14 protein-coding genes are annotated in these 12,296 nt (G+C 67.9%); 8 read left to right on the forward strand and 6 right to left on the reverse strand.

Annotated features, from left to right (window positions below; translation table 11 throughout):
- Window positions 1–75: 75 nt before the first annotated feature.
- Both ACQ4MJ_RS22875 and ACQ4MJ_RS22880 read left to right on the forward strand, forming a co-directional pair.
- Window positions 76–876: an SDR family oxidoreductase gene (locus tag ACQ4MJ_RS22875; RefSeq protein WP_431151179.1), complete on the forward strand. Its 801-nt coding sequence runs from the start codon at window positions 76–78 to the stop codon at window positions 874–876.
- 117 nt (window positions 877–993) lie between these two features.
- Window positions 994–1,869: a hypothetical protein gene (locus ACQ4MJ_RS22880; RefSeq protein ID WP_431151178.1), complete on the forward strand. Its 876-nt coding sequence runs from the start codon at window positions 994–996 to the stop codon at window positions 1,867–1,869.
- Between the two features lie 38 nt (window positions 1,870–1,907).
- On the opposite strand, the gene ACQ4MJ_RS22885 is transcribed toward ACQ4MJ_RS22880, so the two are convergent.
- A complete protein-coding gene (locus ACQ4MJ_RS22885) occupies window positions 1,908–2,420 on the reverse strand; it encodes an SRPBCC family protein (protein ID WP_431151177.1) in 513 nt (170 codons plus the stop codon).
- A 191-nt stretch (window positions 2,421–2,611) separates the two neighbouring features.
- Entirely contained in the window at window positions 2,612–3,586 is a 975-nt protein-coding gene (locus ACQ4MJ_RS22890) for a LysR family transcriptional regulator (protein ID WP_431151176.1), read from the reverse strand.
- 171 nt (window positions 3,587–3,757) lie between these two features.
- On the opposite strand from ACQ4MJ_RS22890, the gene ACQ4MJ_RS22895 reads away from it, so the two are divergent.
- The gene (locus ACQ4MJ_RS22895; protein WP_431151175.1) at window positions 3,758–4,657 is read left to right on the forward strand and encodes an oxidoreductase; all 900 of its coding nucleotides are present in this window, start codon (window positions 3,758–3,760) and stop codon (window positions 4,655–4,657) included.
- Window positions 4,658–4,798: 141 nt separating this feature from the next.
- Here ACQ4MJ_RS22895 and ACQ4MJ_RS22900 read toward each other — a convergent pair whose 3' ends face one another.
- Genes ACQ4MJ_RS22900 through ACQ4MJ_RS22910 form a run of 3 tightly spaced genes read right to left on the reverse strand, consistent with a single transcriptional unit; the run spans window position 4,799 to window position 6,766 of the window.
- Window positions 4,799–5,320 (reverse strand): hypothetical protein, encoded by a 522-nt coding sequence (locus ACQ4MJ_RS22900; RefSeq protein WP_431151174.1) that lies wholly within the window; start codon window positions 5,318–5,320, stop codon window positions 4,799–4,801.
- 38 nt (window positions 5,321–5,358) lie between these two features.
- On the reverse strand, window positions 5,359–5,982 hold the full coding sequence (locus tag ACQ4MJ_RS22905) for a glutathione S-transferase family protein (protein WP_431151173.1): 624 nt from the start codon (window positions 5,980–5,982) through the stop codon (window positions 5,359–5,361).
- Between the two features lie 19 nt (window positions 5,983–6,001).
- Complete coding sequence (locus tag ACQ4MJ_RS22910; RefSeq protein WP_431173679.1) at window positions 6,002–6,766, reverse strand: NIPSNAP family protein; 765 nt, start codon at window positions 6,764–6,766, stop codon at window positions 6,002–6,004.
- A 104-nt stretch (window positions 6,767–6,870) separates the two neighbouring features.
- Between ACQ4MJ_RS22910 and ACQ4MJ_RS22915 the strand changes: the two genes are divergently transcribed.
- From ACQ4MJ_RS22915 to ACQ4MJ_RS22925, 3 genes are all read left to right on the forward strand, one after another.
- A complete protein-coding gene (locus ACQ4MJ_RS22915; protein ID WP_431151171.1) occupies window positions 6,871–7,851 on the forward strand; it encodes a helix-turn-helix transcriptional regulator in 981 nt (326 codons plus the stop codon).
- A 214-nt stretch (window positions 7,852–8,065) separates the two neighbouring features.
- The gene (locus tag ACQ4MJ_RS22920) at window positions 8,066–9,523 is read left to right on the forward strand and encodes a metal-dependent hydrolase (protein WP_431151170.1); all 1,458 of its coding nucleotides are present in this window, start codon (window positions 8,066–8,068) and stop codon (window positions 9,521–9,523) included.
- Window positions 9,523–10,335: a cupin-like domain-containing protein gene (locus ACQ4MJ_RS22925; RefSeq protein WP_431151169.1), complete on the forward strand. Its 813-nt coding sequence runs from the start codon at window positions 9,523–9,525 to the stop codon at window positions 10,333–10,335. The genes ACQ4MJ_RS22920 and ACQ4MJ_RS22925 overlap by 1 nt, the downstream gene beginning before the upstream one ends.
- On the opposite strand, the gene ACQ4MJ_RS22930 is transcribed toward ACQ4MJ_RS22925, so the two are convergent.
- Window positions 10,332–11,015, reverse strand: a complete 684-nt coding sequence (locus tag ACQ4MJ_RS22930; protein WP_431151168.1) for a TetR/AcrR family transcriptional regulator — start codon at window positions 11,013–11,015, stop codon at window positions 10,332–10,334. The genes ACQ4MJ_RS22925 and ACQ4MJ_RS22930 overlap by 4 nt on opposite strands.
- A gap of 137 nt (window positions 11,016–11,152) precedes the next feature.
- Here ACQ4MJ_RS22930 and ACQ4MJ_RS22935 point away from each other — a divergent pair, with 137 nt between their 5' ends.
- Both ACQ4MJ_RS22935 and ACQ4MJ_RS22940 read left to right on the forward strand, forming a co-directional pair.
- Complete coding sequence (locus ACQ4MJ_RS22935) at window positions 11,153–11,581, forward strand: VOC family protein (protein ID WP_121508236.1); 429 nt, start codon at window positions 11,153–11,155, stop codon at window positions 11,579–11,581.
- A gap of 35 nt (window positions 11,582–11,616) precedes the next feature.
- Complete coding sequence (locus ACQ4MJ_RS22940; RefSeq protein ID WP_121508929.1) at window positions 11,617–12,276, forward strand: glutathione S-transferase family protein; 660 nt, start codon at window positions 11,617–11,619, stop codon at window positions 12,274–12,276.
- The last annotated feature ends 20 nt before the right edge of the window (window positions 12,277–12,296 follow it).

A 12,296-nucleotide genomic window follows, 5' to 3' on the forward strand; every position in this document is an offset into this window, starting at 1 on the left:
TTTTTCTGAAACTGCAGGTGTTCCTGGTTCCGTGAAGAACCTTTTCAACCATCTGATTTTTTTAGGAAAAACACCATGTCTTCTGTGCCCGATACATCCGCCCCCACCACGCTGCCTGCCAGCGCGTCACGCCTGTTGGCGGGCAAGGTGGCCTTTGTCACCGGCGGCGCGCGTGGCATCGGCGCCGCCATCGTCCAGCGCCTGGCGCGCGACGGAGCGGCGGTGGCCTTCACCTACAGCAGCTCCGAAGCTCCCGCGCAGGCGCTGGTGGCGGCTATTGAAGCGGCCGGCGGCAAGGCCCTGGCGCTGCGTGCCGACAGTGCAGACGCCGCCGCCCTCACGCAAGCCATCGACACGGCCGCGCGCACGCTGGGCCGCCTCGACATCCTCGTCAACAACGCCGGCGTGGCGGTGGCGGGCGAGATCGACAGCTTTGCCCTCGCCGATTTCGACCACACGCTCAACGTGAACGTGCGCGCGGTGTTTGTGGCCACGCAGGCTGCCGTGCGCCACATGGGCCAGGGCGGTGCCTATGGCCGCGTCATCACCATCGGCAGCACCAACTCCGACCGTGTGCCATGGGCAGGCTTCAGCGTCTATGGCATGAGCAAGGCCGCCATCGTGGGCCTCACCAAAGGCCTGGCGCGCGACCTGGGGCCGCGTGGCATCACGGTGAACAACGTGCAACCCGGCCCGGTCAACACCGACATGAACCCCGCCGACGGCCCCCTGGCCAGCAACATGCACGGCATGATGGCGCTCGGCCGCCATGCCCACCCCGACGAGATCGCGGGCATGGTGGCCTATCTGGCGGGGCCGGAGTCGGGCATGGTGACCGGGGCCAGCCTGCTCATCGATGGCGGGTTTGCTGCCTGAGCCAAGGTAGCTCTGGGCTCGCGGGACTTTGGGGACTTTGTGCTGGTGGGTGGCGTTGCGCGCGCGGGTTGCGCCCAGGGCGATATAGTGGCCCACCCTTCCACCTGGGACCCTTTTGTGAACCTCACCCTCCGCACTTTGCGCAATGCCTGCGCCCCTGCAGCAGCGTTGACCGCGCTGATGGTCAGCGTCTCCCTGCACGCCGCCACGCCCGCCGAGTCGGGCTATGTGGGCGAATACCGGGGGCGTTCCGTGGACACCATCACGCAACTGGCGCTGCTGGACGACAACACCTTTTGTTTTGCGGTGACGGGCGGGGTGCTGGACATGCTGATGGCGGGCCGCTGGAAGGCGGAAGGCAGCGGAGTCCGGCTGCAGCAGGTGCGGCAGGACCAGACCTTGTTCCCGGCCTACGCCCGCAAGGTGGCAGCGCTGGGCGCCATGGTGGAGTTCGACTTCCACGGCCCCACGCTGTCCAGTGCCCGCGCGCCGGTGTTTGCGGTGTCGGCTGATGACAAGGCCCCGGCCACGCTGCGCCCGCTGTTTGGCCCGGACCACAGCAGCTGGTCTGAAAACTACCCGCTGCCCCCACTGCCTGCAGAGGCCGTGCGCTACTTTTACCTGGGCGACGTGGTGGAGGAAGCCCCGGGAAAGCCAGCGGTCGTGAAGGTGGTGCAGTACCGGCTGGACGGTGCCAATTCAGTGCGTGTGGGGTTTGATCCGCTGCAGGCCTTGCCGCTGATGAGCCAGCGGGCCGAGCTGAAAGGAGACATGCTGTTTCTGTCAGGCAGCCGCCTGGGCAAACGCCGGGCGCTGGACCCTGAAGTGGTGCAAACAGTGCGTACGGGTTGCATAGCCCCCGCGCTGAATCCTGGCGCCCCGCGCCCTGCGCCGAAACCAGGCGAGACCCCGCCCCTGGAGCCCCTGAGAACGTTTACCGTCAGCCCGTCGGCCATTCAGGGCACGCCATTCTTCGAAGCCAAAAGCAACTGAGCCGTGGTGGGCAGTCGTCGGGTCGGATGGGGGCCGCCTCAGGCTGAAATCGCTGGGCCTCCGGGCGCACGCAGTGGGGTCTCGATCTGCATCTTGGCCAGCCGCAGCGCCTTGCGCATGTAGCCGCGCCACAGCACGTTGGCCAGCAGCCAGAGCACCGGCGCGGCCCATTTGGAGCGGGGATGAAACGCGTGGCGCCAGCGCACCGTGGTCTGCGTGCCACCCGCCTGCGGGTCAAACCACCAGGCCCCGTTGGCGCCGGTGGCCAGCCAGCGCATCGCACCCGTGAAGCCGCTGACGGTGTAGCTGAAGTACTGCGCCGGGTGGTAGTGCTTGAGCCGTTCTTCGGCCACGCTGCCATCGGACAGCGCCACGATGCGCGTCTGCCCCGGCGTGTCCCAGGCGCCCGTCTGGTCGCGCGTTCCGATCACTGCGGGCAAAGGCCCGTAGCCGGTGAACAGGGCGCGCGGGTCAATGGGCGCGATGTGCTGGAACGCCAGTGCCGGGGAGGCCTTGATGTGTGTCTGGACCGTGGCAGAGAAGGTGGTCATGGGTGAATCCGGTGCGTTGCTTCCGCCTCTCGGGCAGTCAAGTCACTGTAGGGCGTGCGACCACACCGATAAATACCCTTCTCCGCAACGGACTGTTTGCCAAATGACCCGCAATCGCCTCTTTCACGGGCGAAGACGTTGTGCGCCGACGCGGCGGGCGCACACGGCAGCCATCGGCGGCTTGCGCCCGTTCAGGTGGCCGATGCTTTGCGTCGCCGGGGCTTTGGGGCCTGGGCCCGCAGCTCCTGCACGCTCAGCCCGAACGCCGGGTTGTCGGCCAGCATCTCCACCGCCAGATCGATGAAGGCGCGCGCGCGGGCCGGCTGCGCTGCCCGGCTGCCGTAGTACACGTACAGGCCCAGGTGCTGGGGCACGAATTCGGTCAGCACGGGCACCAGTTGCCCGCTGCGCACCAGTGGCGCCGCCGTCACGCCGACAAGCTGGCCGATGGCGTGGCCGCCCAGCACCGCGCGCGCTTCCAGCTCGATGTCGTTGACGCAGAACGCAGGCGGTATGGCATGGGCCACGATGTCATCGCCCACCTGAAACTCCCACGGCATGGGCTTGCCGGTGGTGGGGTGGCGAAACCCGCTGCAGCGGTGCTGCGCCAGGTCTTCGATGCGGGTGGGTGTGCCATGGCGGGCCAGGTAGTCCGGCGTGGCGCACACCACCAGCTGCAGCGCAATCAGGCGCCGCGCAATCACGCCGCCCTCGGGCGGGTAGCCCGAGCGGAAACCCACGTCCACCCGGTCCTCCACCCAGTTACCGATGCGGTCGTCCAGCTGCACATCGGGCTCCACCAGCGGGTGGCGGCGGCAGAACACGTCGAGCACGGGCCAGACCACCTCCAGCATGATGGAGCGTGGTGCCACGATGCGCAGCGGCCCCGCAATCTCCTCGCGCCCGCGCCGCGCGCCGTGTACCGCCCGCTGCAGGGTCGCGAGGCCCGGCAGCGCGGCCTCCAGAAACTGGCGCCCCTCCTCGGTCAGGCTCAGGCTGCGCGTGGTGCGGTGGAACAGCCGCACGCCCAGGTGCGATTCGAGCTGCCCCAGCGCCAAGCTGGCAGCCTGCGGGGTGATGCCCTGGGCCGAGGCCGCCTGCCGCAGGCTGCCCAGTTCGGCGGCTTTGGCAAACGTGGCAATGGCACGCAGTTCATTGATGGCCATGGTGTCCGTTCCGAGGTATTGACAAGTTTCACTTGTGAATGAAGTCAGAAATTATGGGCTAGTGCGATGGCAATGGTCTGCCTACAGTTCACCTCCATGGCCGCGCCTTTGCATCTCAGCGTGCTGCGTTTGCCAGAACCCCGCTTTCAATCCCTTTCAAGGACTTCCGCCATGACGGCTTCGACTGCTCTCCCTTCCTCCTTCCCCCGCGTCTGGATGATTACCGGCGCCTCGCGCGGCATTGGCGCCCGCATTGCCGAGGCTGCGCTCGCCCAGGGCGACGCCGTGGTCGCCACGGCCCGCGATGCCGCGTCGATTGAAAAGCGCCTGGGCCCCAGCGACGCACTGTTGCCGGTGGCGCTCGACGTGACCGACGAAGCCCAGGCCCGCCACGCAGTGGGCGCCGCGCTGGAGCGCTTTGGCCGCATCGACGTGCTGGTCAACAACGCGGGCTACGGCCTGCTGGGCGCTGTCGAGGAATCCACCGCCGACGAAGTGCTGCGACTGTTCGACACCAACGTGTTCGGCCTGCTGCATGTGACCCGGGCCGTGCTTCCCGCCATGCGCGCGCGCCGAGCAGGGCATGTGATCAACATCTCGTCGCTGGGTGGCGTGCGCTCCAGTGCCGGTTTTGGCGTGTACTGCGCCACCAAGTTCGCGGTGGAAGGCCTGACCGAGGCGCTGCATGCCGAGCTGGCACCGCTGGGCATCCATGCCACGGCGGTGCAGCCCGGGTACTTCCGCACCGAGTTCCTTGATGGTGCCTCGCTGGCCGTGGCGCCACGTGTGCTGGACGACTACGCCGCCAGCGCGGGCGCCGTGCGCGAGGCTGCGCGCCGCATCAACCTGAACCAGCCTGGCGACCCCGTGCGCCTGGCCCAGGCCGTGATGAAGCTGGTGGCCAGCCGCACACCGCCGCTGCGCCTGCCACTGGGCACCGACACGCTGCAGACCATTGCCGATACGCATGCCTTCGTGGCGCAAGAGACCGCGCAGTGGCGGGCCGTAGCGGCGTCCACGGATTTTCCGGTGCACGAGCGTGAGGAGGTCCAGGCGCTGTCTGCTGGATAGAAGCTCCTGATTTAATAGCTGTTAGTGCTTATGGGATAAGCGCTGGAGGCTATTTTTGCTCTCAATCAGTGGCGATGGTGTGGTTGGATGGAATGGCGGATGCCGTGCCAGCCGCCCACCCCTGCAACGGTGTGCAGGGCCTCACACCGGCCGCGCAAACTCCATCACCCAGTTGACTTCCCAGGTGGCCCCACCGTCGTCCGAAAAAGCCTGCTGCCAGCGCGGTGCGCCGGTGTGCATCTGCGACCACTCGAAGCGCACATGCACGGGGCGGCCCTCGAAGTTCTCCTGGCCTTCGAAGATGCCCATGCCATCGCGAAACCCGCCCACCACGGGCGGATGCAGCAGCCCGGTGGCCGCGTCCACGCCGCCGGTGGTGTTGTCCAGCCAGTAGATGCTCCAGCGCTGTGCCTCAGGGCTGAACACGCGCAGCGCCATGCCCACAAAGCCGGGCTTCCAGGTGGCGGGGATGAAGTCGTCGTAGTTGCCGATGCCGCCGGGCAGCGGGCGTGCGGTGCCGGTGGCGTCAAAGGTCTCCCAGTCGGTGCAGCCGGCCAGGCGGCGCACCAGGCGGGTGTTGCACACCTGCCAGGAGCCCATGAGGAAGTCGAAGTCGCGGGCGGCGTTGTTGCCAGTGGTGGGGGTTGTGGTGGAGTTTTGCATGGTGTGTGGTGATGGGGGTTCGTGAGGGGGATGAAGGATCAGGACGAAGCCATGGCTTCGTTGGGATGAACCCAGCCGGGCAGGGCACGCAGAGCATTCAGCCAGCGCGACACGCAGGGGAAGTCTTCGGCGGCGAGGCCCGCTTCGGGCAGCCAGAAGAGATAAGCCGAGCAGGCGAGGTCTGCGATGCTGGGGCCGGAAGGCACCAGAAACTCCGAGCTTGCGAGTGTTTCGTTCAGCGTGGTCAAGTCTGCGATGGCGCGTGCGCGCAGGTAGGTCAGAACCTCGCCAGGCTGTGGCGCCCAGCGCATTGCAAAGCGCAGGTTGGGCACGCTGAAGCCAATGCGGTTCGTCTCCCAGAAAAGCCATTCCAGGATGGCGCTCCCTTCCGCCGCAGCGCCGCAGAAGGCGCGGGTGCGCTGCGCCAGATGGAGCAGGATGGCATTGGATTGGCAATAGGCGGTGCCGCCATCGACGAGGACCGGCACTTCACCGAAGTGGCTGGCGGCCACAAAGTCTGCGGGGCGCTCGGCCCGGGGCGTATCGAGCGCAATGGGCTGGTAGCGGTGCGGGGTGGCTGTCAGTAAAAGCAGCGACCGAACCTTGTACGAATGGCCGGAACCTGCGGCACCGTACAGCAGCAGGGAGGCGGGTGTGGACATGGGCTCTTCTCCTTTGCGATCAGGCATGCAACGCCGAGCGCGCCGTGGGCTGCAGCCGGTGCGCCTCGGGCGCCCGGGCCAGCCAGTGGGCAAGCCCCGGGGCTACGTCCCGCGCCCAGGCGCCGCTGTTGGCAAAGGACTGCAGCGCCGCTGCATCGCCAAACAGCGCCAGCCCCAGCAGCACATGCTCGCCCGCGCGCACCGGCAGGCGGGGAAAGGTGTTGGGGCTGGCTTCGGTGCTGTACCACGCCACCTGGCGCGCGCCGCCGCGCTGCAGCGCGGGGGCCATGCGGTGGCGGCAATAGTCCAGCAAGGCCGGGGTGGCGGGCTCGTGCAGATAGAACACGGTGGCGTCCAGCACACCCGCCGCAGTGCCTGTGGCGCCCGGCGCGGGCCGGGCGTGTTGCGGCAACGTGGACGCCGCCCCGGGCCACGCGGGGCGTAGCAGCAGCACGTTGTCAGAGTCGATCATGGTGGCGTTGGCGGCAGCGCGGTGCGCCGCCCACACGGGGCCGCCGTAGAAGGCTTCGAGCGCGCGGCGGCGTGCGTTCATGTCGGCAAAGCCGCGCAGCCAGACAAACAGGTCGGGCTGATCGAGGTCGCGGAACTGGCCCAGCACGCGCATGCCATGGGCCTCCTGTGTTTCAACGAACTCGCGGTCGAAGAGGTCGATCAGTGCGTCGCGCTGCCCTGGGTGCAGGGTGTATTGGCGCAGTTCGACGATGGGGTGGTGGTCGGCGGTGGGCATGCGGGCTCCGGGTTTGTGGGGGGAAGACAAGCTCATGATCGGAGTCTGCGCCGCAATACCTGCCAACCTATGGCAGGTATTTGCGCTATCTTTCGCCTTCACCCTAGTACCCCCCAGTTACCCGCACAACCTGCCTGCCCATGCGCGCCAGCCGCCTGCTTTCCCTTCAAATGCTGCTCGAAACCCAGGGCCGCATGAGTGCGCAGGCGCTGGCCGAGGCACTGGAGGTCTCCGTGCGCACGCTGTACCGCGATGTGGACCAGCTCAGTGCGGCCGGTGTGCCCATCTATGCCGAGCGCGGGCGCAACGGTGGCTTTGCGCTGCTGCCAGGCTGGAAGACCACGCTCACCGGGCTCACGCCTTCCGAGGCGCAGGCCGTGTTCTTGAGCGGCCTGCCCGGCCCCGCGCAGGACCTGGGGCTGGGCGGCGATGTGGAGGGCGCGCGGCTGAAGCTTTTGTCGTCGCTGCCCGCTTCGTGGCGCGAAGACGCCCAGCGCGTGAGCACCCGCCTGCACCTGGACCCGGTGGACTGGTACCGCGAGAGCGACCCCACGCCCCACCTGCCCACCGTGGCCGCTGCGGTGTGGAGCGGTCACCAGATCGCGATGCGCTACGAGAGCTGGGCCGACACGGTGGAGCGTACGGTGAGCCCGCTGGGGCTGGTGCTCAAGGCGGGTGTCTGGTACCTGGTGGCAGGGCCTGCGGGTGCGACAGAAGGCGGACCGCGTACCTACCGCGTGTCGAACATCCGGGCTGCCACGGCGCTGGCCACACCCGTGCGCCGCCCGGCGCGGTTTGACCTGGCCAGCTATTGGGCGCAGTCGATCCAGCGTTTTGAAGCAGGGATCTACACCGGCGAGGCGGCGTTGCTGGCCACACCGGCCGGGCTCAAGGGCCTGCGCGCGCTCAGCAGCGCCGTGGCCCGCGCGGTGGCTGCGGCCCCGCCGCCCCGCCGCAAGGACGGGCGCGTGGCCGTCACCATTCCCATTGAGTCGGTGGAACACGCCTGCGGGCAACTCATGCGGCTGTCTCCGCAGGTGGAGGTGCTGCGGCCTGTGGCGTTGCGCCGCGCGCTCATGGAGCGGGTGGTGGCCACGGCGCGCCTGTATGGACTGCCGTGATCTGGGTTGTAGGGGGTTGCTATTAAATTTGTAGCTGTTTGCGCAATATAGATAAGCGCTAGGGCCTAAAAATCTTCTAAAACTGAGCAGGCACTTCAACGCAGACCGTGCCCTGCCACTGCAGCCGCCCTGCCGGTTGGGTGGTGTTGGAGGTGTCACATGCGCGACACGTACCCCCACTACCTTCGACAGGCTTTAACAATGGCCTGCGGTGATGCAAACAGTGATGGTGGTGTCGGGGGCGTCCGAGCGGTTCTGGAACCAGACCCCCTTTCGTTCGTATTTGTTCAATGCGTTTTCGCTGCTGCTGCCCTCGGGGGAGCAGTTTGTGATCCGGGCGATGGAAGACGCTGTCACGCGCCTGCCCGAAGGGGCACCTTTGCAGGAAGAGGTGGCCCAGTTCGTGCGCGAGGAGCGCGCCCACCAGCGCGCGCACCGCTTGTACAACACGCAGTTGGCGGCCCAGGGCTACAACGCCGTGGCCCTGGAGGCGCGCATCGAGCGCGCCGTGCAGGGCCTGGAGCAGGCGCTGGCCTGGAAGGAGCGCCTGGCCCTGGCGGCGGCGCTGGAATACCTGACAGCGCTGATCTCGCGCCAGGCACTGCGCAGCGAGGGCTGGCTGGTTCACAACGCGTCCCGCCAGTCCAGCCTGTGGCGCTGGCACTGCGAAGAAGAGGTGGCGCACCATGGCGTGGCGCTGCGCCTTCTCAATGAGGTGGGCCAGGTGGGCTATGGGCGCCGATTGGGGCTGTATGTGCTGGCGTCCCTGATATTGCTGGGCGATGTGGCGCGCCACACCTGGGACTTCTTTCAGACCGATCGCGCGCAGGGCCGGTTGACCTGGGGTGGTGGTGTCCGGTCTGCGGCGGAGTTTGTGCTGCGGCAGGGCATGGGCCTGGCCCGCATGGCGGTGGGGTGGCTGGGCTACGGGCTGCCGCTGCACCGCCTGGTGCCAGCGCCGCACGCGGGCCGAAATGCAGAGAAGACCCGCATCGAAGTGCGCCCGCTGCAGGCCCACGACATTCCCCGCCTGCTGGTGCTGGAGCACCAGAAGTGGAGCGACGACCAGGCCGCCAGCGCGCAGGCCATGGCGCAACGCATCGCGGCCCACCCGCAGCTGTGCATGGGGGCGTTCTGCCCGCGCACGGGCGAGGCGCTGGCCTCGCTGTTCCTCAAGCCCATTTCAGCGGCACAGTTGCAAAGCGCCCGCACCTGGGCCGATTGCGCGGAGGTTGGAAGCCAGGACGGGGCACAGCCCAGCCGTGACCTGTTTGGCATCAGTCTGAGCAGCGTCAGCCCGCAAGGGGTGGAGGCGATCTTTGCGTTCTTCTGGCCGCGTGCGCTGAAGGCTGGCTGGCGCCAGATTTACCTGGGCTCGCCCGTGCCGGGCCTGGCCCGCTGGCGCAGGAGCGAGACCCATGCCCCGGTGGAGTCGTATGTCTACGCCACCCGCCGGGGCATGCCGCAAGACCCGCAGCTGCGCTACTACTGGCAAAAGGGCTTCAAGACCATCGTGGCCTGCAAGCCAGACTACTTTCCGCATGCTGCGTCGCTGGACTACGGGGTGGTGGTGCGGGGGCGCATCCCGTTGTCGTCCCTGGCGCCGCTGTGGCGCCATGTGCCGCTGCCCTGGTTGCGGGGGATGCAACGCCGCATGGCCAGGGTGCTGTGATGGCAGACCATGAAAGCGCGTGGGAGCCATTGGGCGCGCAGGCAGTTTCCGTGGCCGAGGCCGTCGGCCGCCGCGAGCCCTGTGTGTTGCGCCAGCGCGCGGCCCATTGGCCCGCAGTGGCGCAGTGGACCTGGGAGCGCCTGGGGGCGCTGGCCCCCGACATGCCCGTGCGGCTGGTGCAGGGCAACCGCGAGCTGGGCGCCACCGTGTTCCAGCCTTCCACTCTGGGCGCTTATCTCCAGTCCCTGCAAGGCCCTGCCACCGCCGGCGAAGCGCCGCTGTACCTCAAGGAGTTCAATCTTCTGGGTGCCTTTCCCACGCTGCGCGCCGACGTGCGTCCGCAAGAGCTGTTTCCGCCCGGGGCACTGCACGATGCCCAGACCTGGATCGGCCCCGCAGGGGCCAGAACGGGCTTGCACCACGACTACCTCGACAACCTTGCCGTGCAATTGGTGGGGCGCAAGCGCTTTTATCTGCTGCGCCCCGGGGCGGTGGAGCGGCTGGGTGCCGTTGCCGCCAAGCATGACCGCTGGGCGGCCCTGGCTTCACTGAATGCTGATGCCGTGGTGGACCGAGGTGTTGTTGCAGGCGACGCCTGGGTGGTGGACCTGGAGCCCGGGGACGTGCTCTATGTGCCCGCGCGCTGGTGGCATGAAGTGGTGAACCACACCCCCAGCGTGTTGCTGAGCGGGTTTTTTGGCACCCGCACGACGGTGTACGCGCAGTGGGCGTGGCGCCAGGCTGTGCAGGGCGCACATCTTGCAGGCCTGTGGCGGCGTGGGCACTGCACCTGCCATCCGGCGCGGGTCTAAATCCCCCGCTCCACCATGTCCAGCAGCCGCTGCCCCAGCCCGTCCAGCAGGGGCTGCGGCGTGCCGCGCAGTGGCCCGTCAATGCTGAGCAGCGCCATACCGTGCACGGTGGACCATGCTAGGTACTCCGCGCCGGGGCGGCGCTCGGGTGGCAGGGCGCCAGCGGTGACCAGGTCATCCAGCGCGGCGCTCAGGTGCTGAAAGGGATTGAGGCCCGTGGCGCCGCCCATGGCCGGGTCGGGATGGGTCTGCACGGTGAAGCGGCCTCCGAACGCGGTGCGGAACAGGCCCGTTTCGGCATGCGCAAACCGCATGTAGCCTGCGCCCACGGCGCGCACCTTGGCGTGGGCCTGTTCGGTGCGGGTGCCGGTGGTGGGTACCTGGGCCAGTTCGGCCTCCATGAAGTGCGCGGCAGCTGCCACGGCGGCGGCGCGCACGGCGGCCAGCAAATCGTCGCGGTTGGCAAAGTGGCGATAGGCCGCGTTGGGCGCCACCCCCGCGCGGCGTGTGGCCTCGCGCAGCACCACAGCGTCGGGGCCACCCTGTCGGGCCAGCTCGACACCGGCGTCCAGCAGCGCGCGCCGCAGGTCGCCATGGCGGTAGGTGGCGCGCGGGGCGGGGCCTGCGGTGGCAGTCTTGGCAGTGCTGGCGGCGGGGGCGTTGCGATTGGTTACGGGCATGGCGGACTTGGATGTGGACACTGTCCATTATCTTTGCTATTGTTTGTGGACGGTGTTCACAATGAGGTGAACACTTTCTTTTTTATGACCCTCCCAGGCCTTCATGCGATGAACGGCCTGGTTTGCAAGGAGACCCCATGAAAGTCGAGTCCTACCTGATGTTTGAAGGCCGTTGCGAGGAAGCGCTGGACTTCTACCGCAGCGCCCTGGGCGCCAAGGTCGGCACCCTCATGCGCTACAAGGACAACCCCGAGCCCGCTGCAGGACAGGGTTGCGCCGACGGCAGCGGCCCAGGCCCCACGCCCGAGATGGTCATGCACGCCGAATTCACCGTGGGCGAGACGACGCTGATGGCATCGGACGGCATGGGGTCGGGCAAGGCCAGCTTCCAGGGCATCTCGCTGGCGCTGAGCCCCGCGAGCGAAGCGGAGGCCCAGCGCCTGTTCAATGCGCTGGCCGACGGTGGCCAGGTGCAGATGCCGCTGGCCAAGACCTTCTTCTCGCAGGCCTTCGGCATGGTGGCCGACCGCTTTGGCGTGCCGTGGATGGTGGTGGCGCCCGAATGAGCGAAGCGCACCAGAGCTCCAACACAGGTACGGCCATGCTTGCCCTCTATGGACACCCTTTCTCGTCGTACACCCAGAAGGTGCTGACTGCGCTGTATGAAAACGGGACTCCCTTTGAATTGCGCAATCTCGACCCCGCTGCGCCGGGCAACCATGCGCCCGAATGGCTGCGCCGCTGGCCGTTGGCAAAGTTTCCGCTTCTGGTGGATGGCGATCACACGGTGGTGGAGAGCAGCATCGTGATCGAGCACCTGCAGATGGCCCACCCGGGGCCTGTGCAGCTGATACCGGCCGACCCTGCAGCGGCGTTGCAGGTGCGGTTCATGGACCGGTTCTTTGACCTGCACGTGATGGCGCCCGTCCAGCACGCGGTGAACGCTGCGTTGACTGGCGACCCCGCCAAGCGCGTTGACGGCGTGGCCTGGGCCGCTGACAAGCTGGAGAAGGCCTATGCATGGCTGGAAGGCGAATGGGCCCGCCGCACCTGGGCTGCGGGCGACGGCTTCACGATGGCCGACTGCGCAGCGGCGCCCGCGCTGTTCTATGCCGATTGGACGCACCCCATTGCCGCCAGCTACCCCCTGCTGCGCGCCTACCGCGCGCGACTGCTGGCGCGACCCTCATTTGCGCAAGCCGTGGAGGGCGGCCGCCCCTACCGCCACTACTTTCCGCTCGGGGCGCCAGACCGTGATTGACGGGATCGACCCCCAAGCTG

The sequence above is a fragment of the Acidovorax facilis genome (genome assembly GCF_050626955.1).
Classification (GTDB): Bacteria; Pseudomonadota; Gammaproteobacteria; order Burkholderiales; family Burkholderiaceae_C; genus Acidovorax; species Acidovorax facilis.